Annotated in this window: 12 protein-coding genes; 3 read left to right on the top strand and 9 right to left on the bottom strand. The window is 48.6% G+C overall.

What is annotated here, in order from left to right; translation table 11 throughout:
• Position 1: 1 nt before the first annotated feature.
• The 6 genes from JSU04_17280 to JSU04_17255 are packed head-to-tail and all read right to left on the bottom strand — an operon-like array spanning position 2 to position 8,112.
• Entirely contained in the window at positions 2-1,390 is a 1,389-nt protein-coding gene (locus JSU04_17280) for an MCE family protein (protein ID MBS1972066.1), read from the bottom strand.
• Positions 1,387-2,148 (bottom strand): ATP-binding cassette domain-containing protein, encoded by a 762-nt coding sequence (locus tag JSU04_17275; GenBank protein ID MBS1972065.1) that lies wholly within the window; start codon positions 2,146-2,148, stop codon positions 1,387-1,389. Before JSU04_17275 ends, JSU04_17280 begins: the two co-directional genes overlap by 4 nt.
• On the bottom strand, positions 2,148-2,969 hold the full coding sequence (locus JSU04_17270; protein MBS1972064.1) for an ABC transporter permease: 822 nt from the start codon (positions 2,967-2,969) through the stop codon (positions 2,148-2,150). The genes JSU04_17275 and JSU04_17270 overlap by 1 nt, the downstream gene beginning before the upstream one ends.
• Positions 2,970-2,971: 2 nt before the next feature.
• Entirely contained in the window at positions 2,972-4,156 is a 1,185-nt protein-coding gene (gene alr / locus JSU04_17265; GenBank protein ID MBS1972063.1) for an alanine racemase, read from the bottom strand.
• Positions 4,157-4,167: 11 nt separating this feature from the next.
• A complete protein-coding gene (locus JSU04_17260; GenBank protein ID MBS1972062.1) occupies positions 4,168-5,652 on the bottom strand; it encodes a GGDEF domain-containing protein in 1,485 nt (494 codons plus the stop codon).
• Positions 5,653-8,112 (bottom strand): GHKL domain-containing protein, encoded by a 2,460-nt coding sequence (locus tag JSU04_17255; protein MBS1972061.1) that lies wholly within the window; start codon positions 8,110-8,112, stop codon positions 5,653-5,655. It lies immediately after the preceding gene.
• Positions 8,113-8,263: 151 nt separating this feature from the next.
• Between JSU04_17255 and nadB the strand changes: the two genes are divergently transcribed.
• The 3 genes from nadB to JSU04_17240 are packed head-to-tail and all read left to right on the top strand — an operon-like array spanning position 8,264 to position 11,408.
• Entirely contained in the window at positions 8,264-9,925 is a 1,662-nt protein-coding gene (gene nadB / locus JSU04_17250; GenBank protein ID MBS1972060.1) for an L-aspartate oxidase, read from the top strand.
• 29 nt (positions 9,926-9,954) lie between these two features.
• On the top strand, positions 9,955-10,815 hold the full coding sequence (locus JSU04_17245) for a lysophospholipase (protein ID MBS1972059.1): 861 nt from the start codon (positions 9,955-9,957) through the stop codon (positions 10,813-10,815).
• Positions 10,812-11,408, top strand: a complete 597-nt coding sequence (locus tag JSU04_17240; protein MBS1972058.1) for a hypothetical protein — start codon at positions 10,812-10,814, stop codon at positions 11,406-11,408. Before JSU04_17245 ends, JSU04_17240 begins: the two co-directional genes overlap by 4 nt.
• Positions 11,409-11,568: 160 nt before the next feature.
• Here JSU04_17240 and JSU04_17235 read toward each other — a convergent pair whose 3' ends face one another.
• The 3 genes from JSU04_17235 to JSU04_17225 form a co-directional block, all read right to left on the bottom strand.
• Positions 11,569-12,009 carry a hypothetical protein gene (locus JSU04_17235; protein ID MBS1972057.1) on the bottom strand — a complete coding sequence of 147 codons (441 nt, stop codon included), beginning with the start codon at positions 12,007-12,009 and terminating at the stop codon, positions 11,569-11,571.
• A 141-nt stretch (positions 12,010-12,150) separates the two neighbouring features.
• Positions 12,151-13,083 (bottom strand): LamG domain-containing protein, encoded by a 933-nt coding sequence (locus JSU04_17230; protein ID MBS1972056.1) that lies wholly within the window; start codon positions 13,081-13,083, stop codon positions 12,151-12,153.
• Positions 13,083-16,031, bottom strand: a 2,949-nt coding sequence (locus JSU04_17225; protein ID MBS1972055.1) for a hypothetical protein, incomplete at its 5' end; no start/stop codon positions are given. The genes JSU04_17225 and JSU04_17230, both read right to left, overlap by 1 nt.

Below are 16,031 nucleotides of genomic sequence, written 5' to 3'. Positions count from 1 at the left end.
TCTATAGCGGCGACTTCGAAGATAAGAGCAGTTTTAAGTCGTCGTTGGTGATAAAAATACCCGCCCCCAAGTAACCGGAGCGAGTGTCAGATTTATTCAACATATCTTGCATACCACCCAAGACGTAAACGCCATGGATCAGGTTGTACTGCACTTGGGCTCTTAGATTTGTTTCACCAAAGTTAAAGGCCTCAAGCGACATGCGCAACTTGCGGCGGAAGAAATAATAGTCGACGCCGAAACCACCTTGGTTTTCGATCATACCGGCTCTGAGGGTCAGGTCGTAAAAGTTCTTTGCGAACAACAAAGTAAATTTGGTTTTATTATAATAAGTTTTAGTTTGTGAGCTCTCGGTAACAACGCCGTTGACCGTTGATGTGGCTTTTTCACGTTCAACCACACCGGCTGGGTCATCAATAATACCTAAGTAGTAGTAACGATCCAGACCCGGCTGAATACGGATACCCACCGTTGATTTAGTTGCCTTCACATCACCTAAGTATTCCGCATGGAAGTCGAAACCTGTCTGGATCTTGTTAGCACTTTCAAGCATGCCGCTGATGCCTTCGATCGTGCTATTAAGGTTATCAACCGTCGTTTCGTCGTTAACGAGTTTACCGATCGTCCCTTCACCGCGATTGATCTTGCCTGAGATCTCATCCACGTTCTTCATGACAGAATCAAGTCTTTGTAAAGAAGCCACCGCTTTCTTCCAGGACTTTTTGAAACCGTCTTCGCCTTCGTCGTTCACAAGATCACTGAGGGTCGTCGTGACATCATGAACTTGGTCCACGATCTCGCCGATCTTTTCTTTGTTATCACCCGTCATCTGAGCGATATCGCCGGTGAGTTTTTCGATATTTGAAACAATACGGCCCATGATGTGCTTACGGGTTCCGTCTTCCGTGATGGATTCTTTCAAAGCCTCAGACACCGATTTCAAAGACGACGAAATCTCGGAGACTTCGCCCACGAGATTATCCAAAGAACCTTTGTCTTTGACGTTCAGGATTTGCGCACCATCCGGAAGTGGCGGGTCGGTTGGAATACCAGGATTGATTTCGATATGCTTATCACCCAAGATCCCTTGAGCTTGAACTTCGACCATCGCAGAAACGGTCAAGTGCACATCCGACTTCACAGTGATATCAACGCGAGCTTGGCCATTTTGCAGAGTAATATCAGAAATAGTCCCGATAGGAATACCCGCCGTGCGGATCGCAGAATTCTTAACAAGGCCGCCGGCATTTTTGAGAAGGAACCAGGCTTTCTTAGAGCGACCCAAATAGCTTGGATCTTCGCTGACTTGCATAGACATAAAAGCAATGAGCGAGCCCACGACGACGACAAGAAGTCCCACTTTGAATTCTGGTGATTTTACCCAGCTCATGAATGCTTCATTCCTTTAGATACAAATCTCTTAACCAACTCAATATCACTCTTAAAGAAATCCTCAGCCGTGCCACTCAAAAGAACTTTTCCTGCATCCAACATCGCAATGTGATCGGCAATACGAAACGCCGCAGCCAAATCATGCGATACCATGATAGAAGTCAGTCCTTTCCGGGACTTATGAGTATCCAATATAAGATTATCTACCATTTCGGTAAGAATGGGATCTAATCCAGTAGTCGGCTCATCGTAAATTAATATTTCTGGATCTAGGGCGAGAGCTCTCGCTAGACCGGTCCGCTTCTGCATACCGCCCGAGATCTGGCTCGGGAGTTTGTTATAGTGCTTTTTGTCTAGCCCGACCTGGACAAGACGCTCTTCTGCAATCGCCAACGCTTGAGAATGTCTCAACTCGCGACGATGTTCATAGAGAGGAAAACAAACATTTTCCAGCACGGTCATGTCATCAAAAAGCGCCGCTGATTGAAAAAGCACTCCAAATTTTTGGCGAAACTTTGTCAGCTCATTCGGTTCCATTTTACCGATATCTTGACCAAGCACTTCGATTTTTCCTGAGGTGGGCTGATACAAACCGAGAATGTGTTTAAGCACCACACTCTTACCCGTTCCAGAGAAACCAATGATCGCCGTCAAACTCCCGCGAGGAATTTCCAATGAAAGACCTTTCAGAACGTATTCAACTCCGTCAAAAGTCTTTTTAACATCCTGAAGTGAAACGGCCGACGATGTTTGCATTAATTCATCCCCGTTGCGAGATAGAATAAGCGAATCAAGTTTCCGGCGAAATAGTCCAAAATAATAATCATCACCATGCTCTGAACGACACCTTGATTGGTGGCATCCCCGACGCCTCGAGCGCCGCCTGTAGTATTAAAGCCGCGGTAGGTACAAACAATTGAAAACACCAATCCAAAGATCGCGGCCTTAAAGAGGCCTTCATTAATATGCCGAACTTCAATCATGTCACGGATTTTTTGCCAGAACACCGCTTCGTCGATCTGCACTAGTTTTACACAAAGTAAATAACTACCAAGCATAGAGATGAAATCAAAAACTGCAGTTAAAAGTGGCATACAAACGACTGCTGCAAAAATTCTCGGCGCAATCAAATATTGTTTTGTATTTACGCCCATCACATCAAGGGCATCGATTTGTTCATTCACGCGCATGGTCCCTAAACGCGCTGCCATCGCACCACCCGCTCGAGCGGCCACAATCAAACCTGTCAACACCGGGCCCAATTCGCGCGTGATACCCAGAGCGACAACCGGTCCCACCATATTAACCGCGTTGAACATTTTAAAGCCCAGATAAATTTGCAAAGACAACGCAAGACCCGTGAACAAACCCGTCAAACAAATAATGCCAATCGATTGATTACCGACGAACTCCATATGCTTGACCATCTCGTTGTAACGATTTGGCTTAGTGAACATCAACCGAATGCTGGCCACTGCAAAAAGTGCGATCGAACCGATTTCATCGATGAAACCCACGATTTTGTCGCGAATATAACCTAAGATAACGTCAACGAAACGGGCCAAACTCTGAACCATAGCTAACCGACTCCAAGTTTCTTGGCCCATTCGCCAGTAAATACGCGCGGCACACGTTCGCCCACGCTGGTGAGGATTTCCCAAGTAATCGTTTGTGCATGCTTCGCGAGTTCTTCCGCAGAGAGATTGCGGCCATCGTCGCCTTGACCGAATAAGATAATTTCTTGGTCCTTGAGCTCTTCCAGGTTTTTACCCTGCACCGCCTCTGTCACATCCACCATCAAGAAGTCCATGCAGATGTTACCGACAACGGGAACTCTTTGGCCCGAAAATAAGACATGCGCTTTATTCGAGAGAATACGGTGATACCCATCGGCATAGCCAATCGGCACAACCGCGATAACGGATTTCTTCTGAGCCGTCCAAGTGCCGCCGTAAGAAACAATTTCTCCCGCCGCGAGCTCGCGATAGGTTGAAGCTACCGACTTCAAAGTCATCGCCGGTTTCAGAGGTAACAATGTTTGATCCGGAAGCGGATTAAAACCATAAATCATCAAACCGGGACGCAGCCCCCAGTTCACACGATTGAGCGGATGCTTGGCATCTTTACCTCGCACCGAAAGTGCATTCAAAATCCCCGCAGAGGCTAGGCTATGCGCAATGGGATTGAGCGGCTTAAAGATGTCCATCACATGTTCAATACCAGCGAGTTGCTCAGCACTATCGCCAACAACATCAAAAGCATCTTCACCGTTATACAAGTGAGTCAAAATCCCCTGCACGCGGACTTTTGAGTTTTGCCAGCAGATATCAAACAGTTTTTGCGCGTCTTGCGGATGAAATCCCAGACGGTTCATACCGGTATTAAATTTTAAATGAATGCCAACGGCTTTCGTCGCGACCTCTTGCACAGCTTCGAGCTGTTCCCAGGTCGCTACAACCGGAGTGAGATTATGCTGAAGCATTTTTTCAGCGCCTTCACGATCAAAACCACGGAAAACCAGAATCTCTGCCTTCACTCCGCCACGGCGAAGAAGCAGGCCTTCTTCGATGAGACAGACGCCCAAATGCTTTGCCCCGGCTTTTTCCAAGCACAAAGCAACGCCCACGTCACCGTGGCCGTAAGCATTGGCTTTCACCATTGGGCAGATAAATGGTGCTTGCGGAAAAGCTTTCTTCAGCGCTTCAAAATTGTGCGCAATGTGATCCAGATTAATTTCCGCAAACGTGCGTCGATACATTTCCACTAAAAGCACTCCTAATCGACTACGACTTCAAATTCCGGCGTAAAATTTCCCGGCGGCTTGTAAAGACAAATACGATTCCCGCCTTTTTCCATGATATGCGTTAATGCTTTCGTTGCAGTTTCGTCAAGTGCCTGGACATTCTCCGCTAAAGACGGATACTCGCTGACGCCGACACTAATAGAAACTTTGACGCCGCTGTCTACGATCGAGCTGCTCTCGACAATGCGACGGAGACGCTCTCCGAGCAATGCTGCGCCTTTTTTATGCGCATGAGGCAAAATCACGGCAATTTCATTTGTCTGTGTACGGCACGCAAAATCATTTGTGCGAATCGTGCGTTTTACAAAGTCACCGACAGTTTTCAAAATTTCATCGCGGACATTCGCACCGAGCGTCTGCTCGATCTCGAAGAAATCATCGATAGAAATTTTCAAAACAGAAACCGGCTGACGCAAACGGCGCGAACGCTCAAGTTCGTCATGAAGTTTCTCGGTATAAAATTTCTGATTGTACAACTCCGTCAGGAAATCCTGGACATCCAATGCATCCACGCGTTTTTCCAGACAGAAATAAGAATAACAAAGGGCAAACAGACTGAACTCTTCACCAATGCGAAGAGTATCGGCCTTTCCGGAGTCACCGGAATAAACCACGACACCCTCGAGCTGATTTTGCACAAACAGCGGCAAGACGCGCGAAGTATTGATATGGAAAATCTGCTGAAGCATTTCATTCACGATGGGTGGCAAAAGGCCGACCGAAAGCTGTGTGTTCAGACTTTCGAGGTCTTCTGCCGGCAACTGGCAACCGACGCCTTGAATTTGCTGAGAAGTGTACCCTGAGGCATGAGTGGCGACAAATGAACGAACCGAGCTTAAAAATTTAAAATAAACCGCCGGAACTTTTTCGAGACGCTCAAAGTATTTCTGCAAGACTTCTTCTTTACTTTGAGCCGAGCGATAGTCTGCCACGCGATTTGAAACCAACATTTGTGATGCTTCGGCTTGAACCGCTTTTTGATCGTTGATCTGCTGCTGTAACTCGTCTTTCTTTTTCTGCGCTTCTTTCCAATCGGCGAAGAGCTGTTCATTTTGATAAGTCAGATACAGCGTCTCGCACACTTGGTCCACGGACCACAGCGCGCGGCCATCGAGACTCGGACCTTCCAGGGAAACAATATCCACCAACCCCAGTGTGTTGTACTGAGAAAGAGCTTCAAACTGCTGAGGCTCCGCCATCGCAATCAACTTGATTTCAGGACTGACCTCCAAGACGCCATTGACGAAATCGCTGAGCGCGCCTTGCACGGCCATTGTGGAAAATACCACCAAGTGCGGCGTCATTTCCTTAATGCGTGACTGGAAAGCATCCAACTCCTGAAAGAAGTAGGCATCATAACCGGCCTGGGAGAGGGCCACCTTCACGGCAGCGCCCTGATCCACGTCAGCGCTATAGACAAAGATGCTAAACTGCGAGCTATGCTCTCGAATATTCAATTAAGTCCTCTTTCCAGGCCGACGAACTTCGACCTTGTAAGAATCTAATTCTGTTTTACGCGCCATCATCGGCGGCGCTGCAGGCTTATCAATCACTAAATTCGGCGCTGCCGCTGGCGTCTGCATTCCTTCCGACATTTCCATCGAAGATTCGATACGAGTAGCTTCTAACGAAGCTTCTTCACCTGTTTCAGGCATCGAAATAGCTACTGTTGCTTCATTCGCTTCGTGCTCCATCTCATCCTCCGGAGGTACAAACGCAGGTGGCGCCATCGTTGGCGGTGGTGCTGACGGCATCGACACCACCATCGGCGGCGGCATTGAAGGCGGCGCAATCACCGGCGGAGCCACTGCAGGCTTTGTCGGGCGCGGTGTTGCTTCTTTCGGAAGTGGAATCGACGGACCTGGTTCATCATCAAAGCCTTGGCCATCAAGGAACCGCAAAGGCGCATCGCCATCAAGTTCCAGCAAGCTATCCACATTCACGTCGGTCAGCTTTTCTTTTGGTACTTCAGCTTGCTTCATCACTTCGACAACTTCATCGTGACTTGCCGAGGCCTTCGGCAAATCCGCTGGGAGCTCCGGCGCCTTCATCGGTGGCGGAGCCTTCGGCAATGAAGAAACCGATTTTGCAATCGCGTTTGGCGCAAAGATCATTTCAACCGTTGTGCCCTTGCCGCGCTGAGATTGCATTTGCACGCTGCCATTGTGCTCTTTCAAAATCCCGACAACAACCGGAAGTCCTAATCCCACATGATGCGCAAATGATCTGGTCGTAAAGAACGGATCAAAAACCTTGCCGACGTTTTCGATATCGATGCCTTCACCGGTATCTGAAACCGTCACATGCAAGCCATCGCCGGCTTCCCAAGTTTTGATCTTCATGACTTTCTCGGGCATTCTTTCCATCGCTTCGATGGCATTCATGAAAATATTTTCGAAAGCTTTGACCAATTCAGCCGAAGCCATTGGCCATGGCGAAGTTTCTTTGAACTCTTTTTCGACCTTCACGCCTTTTTGTGTGATTTTGCCGTCGATGTTTTTCAAAGCCTGCATGATCGGGCCTTCAATTTTAGATTCGTTCTTCTCAGTGCTGTGTTCACCGGTAAAGGTCACCAACTTCTCAAGCACATCACGCGAAGAACGAGCTTCACGCAAGATGGATTCCACGGCCTGCACCACGTCCGGATCCTGAGTCTTCGACAAAACCATTTGTGAGAATCCCAAGATCGAGGCCAGTGGTGAGCGCATCTCTTGTCCGAGCGCTGTTGCCACTTGGCGGAAGGCTTCGGTTTTCTCGGCTTGCAATTCTTGCGGCGTGATCGTACCGCCCTTATTTTTGGGTGGAGGCGCCGCTGTCGGCACATCATGCGGCGAGAGCATCGCAGGATCCATGGATCCCGCCGGAGTACGAGGCGCCACTGGTGCCGTCAAGACTTCGTTTGAAGTCACGACCGACGGCGCATGCGATGGAGTCGGAGCTGTCGCCGCAACTGGCGGAGGTGGTGCCGGAACTGAAGGCGCCACCGGCTGACGTTGTGCCGTCGGTTTCACGGTCGGCGCCGCCGGAGCCATCGCGGGTGCTCCCGGCAAAGAAGCTGCGCGCTTTTCTTGCCAGAAATAAATTGCAGCACCAATCAAGCAAAGACCGACTGCCATAAACACGAACTGCCACGCTAGCGACAGACGGCCTTTCATCAGCTCTTCAATCGGCACTGTCGAAATGATGTAAGAATTCGTCCCGGGAATTTGCGAATACATGCCGAAGATCTGCGTCTTGCCTTGCATGTATTGTCCCAACCCCTGAGCAGATCCCGCCGTGCGGATCTCTTTCAACATGGTGCTGTCGCTCATCACGTTACCGACATAATCCGGAGTTGCGTGACTGATCATCAAACCGTCGCTGGCGATAATTGAAATCTGACTGATGGAACCTTTTTGCGACTCGATCATTGACTGGAAGTTTTCACCACTGCCAATCAAGATGTACGCATTTCCGCCGCCGGCAAAGATCACGGCGACGTGATGGTTTTTTTGTGGATCTTTGAAAGATCTCAGTAAAACAGTGCCACGGCTCTCGAGCTCTTTCCCCATGAAACCGATGTATTGACCTAACTCATTGGCCGTCCAATTGGCGGCAGGAGAATCCGCTTTCGAAACCATGCGAGAAATCGCAAGGGCTCCGTCTTTCGACGTCATCAGCGCTAAAGCATAATACGGCTGGAAAGCTTTCCAGTTGGCAGTTTCACGTTTGAAGGTATCATTGCTGACAGTCGCGAGCATGCGACGAGCCGATTGAATTTCGACATTCGTAGCTTGGGTGAGCGAAGAAATCTGCGAGCGCGCTTGAGCTTCGGCCCAAGCCATGCGGTCTCCGTAGACAAAACGATCCACGCGCCACAAGACCACTGACAAAAGAGCGGCCGCCACCAGGATCGAAATCAGGAGTTTAAACTTCATATTTGCTTTGCTTTCCTTGCAAATTAAAACGTGCACTCAAGCCACGCGCTGCCATGCACATAGGCTATTGAATCTATTGTAGATTTAGAAACCGCCAAGAATCAAGCAAGAGTCCTTTGCCAAAGGCAATAAAGAGCATTAAAAGCTCTGCATGAATACTCGACGTTGTGATGTTTTGATTATCGGTTCTGGCTTAGCTGGACTTGCTCTGGCGCTGAAGATGGCTTCGCAGGTCTCTGCTGAGGGAAAAGTCGTGATCCTCTCGAAAGAAAAGGCTCCTGACAGCAACACCGATATGGCCCAAGGCGGGATTGCCGCCGTGATGTCGGGTGAAGATAGTTTCGAAAGCCACATTCAAGACACACTGACTGCGGGTGCAGGTCTCTGCAAGCCAGAAGTCGTGGAAAATTTTGTTCATCAAGCCCCTGATCGCATTCAGGATTTGCTAAACTGGGGAGTTCACTTCGACGTTCGTCGAGGTGTTGACAACGAGGAAAACTCCATCGATTTGACGCGCGAAGGCGGACACTCTTTCCGTCGCATTTTGCACTTCGAAGATCAGACCGGTCACGAGGTTCATCGCACACTTCTTAAGCAAGTTCGCGCCAATCCCAAGATTGAACTTTTGGAACGTCATTTCGCCATCGACCTCATCATCAACAAACAGGTCGACACCTACGACATGAGCCCGACTCGTTGTGTGGGCACTTACTCTTTGAACAAAGAAACCGGCGAGGTCGAGGCTTTCTTGGCAAAAACAACTGTCTTAGCCACGGGTGGTGCCGGCAAAGTTTATCTCTACACCTCCAACTGGAGTGGCGCGACCGGCGACGGCATCGCGATGGCTTACCGAGCCGGCGCACGCATTGCGAACTTGGAGTTCATGCAATTCCATCCAACTTGCCTTTACCATCCGGACGCGCGCAACTTCTTGATTTCCGAAGCTCTGCGCGGCGAAGGTGGCGAGCTCATCAACGCTCACGGCGAAGCTTTCATGCGCAAGTATCACACGCTGGGATCATTAGCTCCGCGTGATATCGTGGCTCGTTCTATCGATGCGGAGATGAAAAAATCCGGTGCGGCTTGTGTGTATTTGGACATGACAAAGCTCGATGCGGAGTTCTTGCGCAAGCGTTTCCCGGCAATCCATCACAAATGCCTTGAGTACGGCATCGACATGACAAAAATGCCGATTCCAGTGGTTCCTGCCGCTCACTATCTGTGCGGCGGAGTCCTCACGGACGTGAATGGTCAGACCGATATTCCAGGTTTGTTCGTCATCGGCGAAACTGCTTGTACCGGGCTTCACGGGGCGAATCGCTTGGCTTCCAATTCATTGCTCGAGTGTCTTTGCATGGCCCACAATGCAAGCGAAGTTTTGAAAAAACAATGGTCCACTTTGGAAGTCTGCAAACACGATCCGAAAGAGTGGGATTACCCTGAAGAATCCAACGACGATGAAATGATTGTGATCTCCCACATGTGGGAAGAAATCCGCCGCTTGATGTGGAATTATGTGGGGATTGTGCGCTCAAACAAACGCTTAGAACGTGCGCAACACCGTTTGAAAAACATTTTGAGCGAGGTTCGCGAGTACTATTCTCACTTCAAAATTCATAGTGATATCTTGGAACTTCGTAACATTGCGATTGTGGCGGACTTATCTGTGTCATGCGCTCTCCGCCGCAAGGAGTCCCGCGGCATTCATTACAACTTGGACTATCCTTTTGTCCCTCAAGTCAAAGTCCTCGAAGGACCGAGAAGAGCAGATCCGAAAGCGAAAGACACAATTTTGTTGCGCGGCCTGAGATAAATTCTCAGAATAGATCCAGGCAGGTATCTATGACATCGCAAAACACCTACAAGGTCTCTGAAGGTCACTTCAAAGGCATTAAAAACGCAGACCTTTATTTTCAAAACTGGGAAAACCCACGCGCGCGCGGAACGATCATCATTACTCATGGTCATGGTGAACATTCCGATTGCTATTTGCGCGTTGTGAATGCCCTCAAAGACGAAGCGTGGAGTATCTATGCTTGGGACATGCGCGGTCATGGAAAGTCCGAAGGGGCCCGTGGCTATGCCGAGAGCTTCGATGACTACTGCGGTGACTACGTTGAGTTTTTAAAATTGGTCCTTGCTAAACCTGAAGTTAAAAAAGGCCCGGTGGTTTTCTTGGCGCACTCGATGGGTGGCCTTGTTCAAACGAAAACACTGCTACAGCACCCGGAAATCAAACCAGATGCAATGATCTTAAGCTCACCGCTCTTTGGTATCGGTGTGGAAGTTCCCGCGTTTAAAAAAATCGGCGCGCAATGGCTGGCAAAACTCGCACCGCGCATAACTCTATGGAATGAAATCACAAACGAACACGTGACTCGCGATCCAGAAATTATTCGCGAGTTAGAAAATGATCCTTATCGCCACGCGCGTGTTTGTGCTCCGGTGTATTTGGGCTTCCTCGAGAGTTTCAAATTTGTGTTTGAACACGCTCGCGAGCTCAAAGTAAAAGCTTTGTTCCAAATTTCTGATAAAGACCCGGTGATCAGCTCGTCGGAAGCCATTCGCTTCTTTGAACAGCTTGGCAGTCCCGAAAAAGAGATTAAGATCTATAAAGATGCCCGCCACGAAATCTATAACGATATTATTCGCGAGCAAGCATATGAAGACATGCGAAAGTTTCTTGCAGGAGTAAGTAAATGATGAAATATCTCGGAATTCTCGTCGCAGCCTTGATTTTATCCGCTTGCGCCTCTCAGACCGTTACCCGTAGTGGTATCACCATCATGAGTGAAGACGCTTATGACTCTACCATCGATAAATGGTCCGATCATGTTGAAGACTATAACGGCCTCAATAATACAGTGACCATCATGGCAACGCTGTTAGTTCCTGAAGCAGTTCTGGCCCAAGTCGACCAAAATGCGCGCTTGTTTCAATGGGACCAAATCGGTTACGACAATGAAAAGAAAAAAGCCGAGAACGCCATGGCCACAAAGACCGAAGCGTTTGTCAGCTTCTTCTCGCCTGAAAGAAAATGGGATGATCTCTATAAGAGCAAAACTCTTTGGAAGGTCTTCTTGGACGTGAATGGCCAACGCTATGAAGGCACAGTGACCAAGGTCAAACTGCTTCCCCGTGAAATCCAAAAGCTTTATTCCTATCACACAACATTTGCGACGCCTTATATGATTAGCTTTCCGGTGGCGGCCACATCTGTCGGAAACGGCCCTGCCCGTTTGATTTTCACGGGCGCAGTTGGCTCTATCACACTGAAATTCGGGTCACAAAAGTAAGCCCACAGGATAGGGCGTATTCCTAAGCCCAGCTGATAGTTTGAAAAAACCGCAATTGAAAGACTGAATTTGAAATTAAAAAAGGCCTGCTCTTTTCAAGCAGGCCTTTTTATTTGCTATCTAATTTGGGGAATCATCTAGCACATTTTTTTATCTTCATTTATCTACAGCTTCGGCGCGAAACCGTCTCGCTGTTTTGATTGCAGTTTGTCACTCGGCAGTTTTGATAGCGATAGTAGTAGCATGCTCTCATCGCTTCATCTTCAGCTTGGTAACGGCTGTCAGCACGGCCTTCGCTCACGTAAGTTCTGCCGTTACGATCGATGCCTTGCGCTTGGCAAACATAGTAACTGCGTGAACAAGTCTCGATACAATCGCCGTGTTTTCGGAGACACTCGCCGCAACTGCCGTGTCCGCCCCAGTGTTCTTCCCAACCTTTATCAGTGGCCGTGCACTGAACGTTGCCGTAACCGCCTCGGCCTGGATCTGGATATCGTCCTGGAGCTCCTGGTCGGCCAGGACGAATGAAACCGCCGTCATATTGTGCGTGAGCAAAAACAGCAGATAAAGATAGAACCAAAATCATCAAAATATTTTTCATAAAACTTCCTCCGTGAATAGTTACACGAAGTACTTATTACAAAATAAGTGCCAACAATTTCAGAGACAAAATGACTCCGAACTTGAACAATTATGTTACAAGAGAATTGATTTTCGAGGGATCTGAGTCACGAAGGACCCACTAGTTGCATTTTTGAAGTTTGTAGAGGGTGGCGACTTCCGCCGCAGAAAGAGCGACGTTCCAAATCATGAACTCATCCATTTTACCAGAAAAAGCGGTAGAAACCGGATTCGTAGTACCCGTGCCGCCAAAAAGGATAAAGTTATTGCCTGCATCGGAAGTCCAACTGCCCGAGCCGGCAATGCGGCTGGTGTACCCACCGTTTGTAGCATAGTTGGCGCAGCCAGGAGCATTCGCTAATCGCGCATCAGCAACACCCGTAGAAATTAACTCCGTACCATCCATGTAAATTTTAAGATCTGTGGCAGCGCTGGTACCTGCCCAAGTTCCTACGATGTGATGCCAAGAGTTGTTAAAAGTTCCTGAGGCCAAGGGACATGTCTGAATTTTTAAATTAGTTGAAGGATACACTTTATGAAACTCAATCTCGCCCGTTGTTCTGATGATCATCCACCAACCCGAGCTGGAATTATTATTACTCTTGTAAAAAAGCTTGATATGATTGGTCGCTGGTATCGAGGTATTTACCCAAAAACTCCAGGTGCCGGCAGTCAAACCATCCAGCGAAGTCCCCGTGTGCTGAAGGATATCTCCCGTATTGCCGGTCGCGGTCACCGCCTGGCGAAAGTTCGCAATGGTCGAATCAGCGTACGAAAGTGTTGAACTGGCAATGGTCGCCGTTAAGGTAGGGCCGGTTGAAAAATCCGAAGGGATTGTGGCACTATTCGCAATGTTGCCCACAGGCCCATCTAAATGCCAAAGGCCCACGATGTTATTTGCTTTTGGCATCCAGGCTGTGCGCGAAGGACTTCTGCAGACGTTTTGATTCCCAAACCCCGATGACAAACCCGTTGGAGTTGTAAAAGCCCGGGCCTGATGACTGTTCAAGCTGAAAAGGAACAATAACACTGCGGCTCCATAGCGCATCAACATTATTGGAACCCCGTTGACCAAGTGATATAGCAATCATAGCTAGAGCCATTGTAGATCGTGAGGATATTGTAAACCGACGGCGTACCACCGATCGTCGCCTGATTCGCCGGTGAGAACTTCGAGCTGTTACAGCCCGTAAATGTATAGGTACGTGAAGTCGTATCTGTGATCACCAACGTGTAGTTGCCGCCATTTACCATATTTTGGAGCGTGATTGCAGAGCCACCGACAGAAGCCAACACCGTCGTGTTACCCTGCGCAAGATTCACGGTTGCACCAGACGCAACAGATCTGCCAACGCTGACGATGGCACCGCTGACCTCGAGTTTTGCATTTCCAGAAGGAACTGTATTGATACCGACGTTACCGCCTGAAGTGATTCTCATGCGCTCCGTAGAATCCGTACCACCGGCTTGAGTTGTTGCAAACACCAGATTTGCCGGAACCGAGTTTGTGGCTACGGTGTCATCCACAGTCGATGAAATATAAGCCGAACGCTGCTGAGATGAACCGTCACTACCGTAGTAAGAGAAGAAACCAAGATTATCATTCAACTGAACCGCAGCATAGTTGCGGCTTTTCCAGAAACTGAAGTTCGCGGCCGCGGTTGAAGCAGTGTTATTTTCAAATGCGGCAGATCCGACGACATCCAAAGTGGCGGCAGGAGACGAAGTACCAATACCGACGTTGCCAGTAGATCCGTTCACTCTGATTCTTTCCTGATAAGAATTTGAACCATTTTGTAAACCCAAAACAAAATCTGGCGAGTAATTGGCAGCTCCAGACACGGAGACAAAGCCCATATAACCTTCCTGATAAAGGGCACTGGAGTTTTTAACGGTCCCATCTATCAGAGCTGTATTTCCGTTCTGATTGTAGCTATTCGCCAGTCTCATGACATAAGACGGTGCCGTACTAGAAGCTGAACTGGTGTAGCTACTTGTTTTATCATTATTGATAGAGATCGCACCATTCTGACCACCCGTGGTCGCAATCACAACTGTACCGCCCGGCCAACCGGAAGTTCCATCACCAGGGGTCAGATAGATGCTTCCACCGACGGCTCCGCCGGATCCGCCATTTTGTGCTTTTAATGTGATAGGAACGCCCGTCACACTAGCTGCAGCTGTTCCACCTTGCACTTCCAGAGTACCAGATGGAGTTGCAGTTCCAATACCGAGTCTGCCAGCAGCCGTCAGAGTCATTTGCGTTGTATTGTTGGTTTTGAATCCCAACGTATACGCATCGTTTAAGCCAATCGTCGCATTGCCGGCAAATGTATTACCGCCGTTGATGAACCCTGTTGCTGAAGTCAGAGCGGTAACCCAAGACAGATTACCAGAAGCATCTGACTGCATCACTTGGTTCGCTGTTGGAGTTGTTGCAGGCAGTTTTAATGAGTAGTTCGCAGTTGTCGTAGCCGCTTGCAGGGTCACGGCGCCAGAAGTAGCACCTTTCACGCCGACACCATAGACGTTCGCAACACCGGAACCATCAAGAGATAAGATCGTGCTACTAGCGCCCGTCGTTGTTTTGTTAACGACTACGGAGCCTGAGTTAGATACCGAAGACACATCACCAGATAATGCAAAGGCCTGCGCAACGCCCGAAGCATTACCAACCCACATCTGGCCTGCTGCCAAAGTATTGGATTGTTTTGCCATCATCGAAGTGTAATCCGCATTACTGAGTAAACCTGCTGTGACAGACGCTGCCGAAGCCATTGGGATATTTAACGTATGGGTTGAGGTCGCTGAAGCAAATGCAGGAGAATTGCCTGAGGTGCCAATTGCAAATGATTGAACATTCGCAGTTAAGCCATTCAAGCTTGTAATACCAGAACCTGCAATACCGAGAGATTTTGTCGAAGTCCCATCGAAGTACTTAATAACTCCAGAATCATACCACATCTGACCAGCAACGGTTCCTGCAGTAGAGCCAGCACCAAGCCCCAGGTACTTGCCAGCAGCGATGTTTATGTTTTGTGTGCTGAGATCACCAGACATTGTGTCGCCGGCTTTATTTACCGGAGTGTAACCCAACGAAGCAGCCACAGTAACCCAAGCAGAACCATTATTATATTCAACCGTGTTGCTTGTCGTGTTAAAACGAATAAGACCTTTTGTATTTGCCGGCTGCTGACCTGCCGTCCCTTGTGGTAAACGGATCGCATCAGTGCGTGAGCCCATATCCAAAGTAAAGGCTGGGTTTGTACCGATACCGACATTTCCGTTCACATCTAAAGTCATGACAATGGCACCTGAAGTACCCAAGATCAAATGACTTGAAGGACCCGAGTCGCCGTTAATAAACGAATAAGCCGATTGCCCCCACATCATGCTATAACCAGCATCGAGGGTAATATCACCACTTGCGATCGCAAGAGCTGTGTTCGGAGTCGCAGTCCCGATACCGAGCTTACCGTCGCTAGTGAGAGTCATTTTAGTCGTGTTATTAGTTTTAAAACCTAAATTGTAGTTATCATTAAGACCAATCGTCGCATTACCGGCAAATGTATTGCCACCATTTACGTAAGCCGTGCTTGAGCTTAAAGCCGTCGTCCAAGAGAGATTTCCTGAAGCATCTGACTGCATCACTTGGTTTGCAGCTGGAGTGGTTGCAGGCAACTTCAAAGAGTAGTTCGCAGTTGTCGCAGCCGCTTGCAAAGTCACAGTGCCAGAAGTTGCACCCTTCACACCAACGCCGTAAGCATTGGCAACGCCGGCACCGTCGAGAGATAAGATCGTGTTACTAGCACCTGTTGTAGTTTTATTAACTACTACGGAGCCTGTATTTGAAACCGAAGACACATCACCAGATAATGCAAAGGCCTGCGCAACACCTGATGCGTTACCAACCCACATTTGGCCTGCCGCCAAAGTATTGGATTGTTTTGCCATCATCGAAGCATAATCGGCGTTGCTGATAAGACCGGCAGTCACAGAGCC

Source organism: Bdellovibrionales bacterium (genome assembly GCA_018266295.1).
Taxonomy (GTDB): domain Bacteria; phylum Bdellovibrionota; class Bdellovibrionia; order Bdellovibrionales; family Bdellovibrionaceae; genus JACMRP01.
Note: the sequence above shows the minus strand (reverse complement) of the source record. Positions and strands in the feature narration are given on the sequence as shown.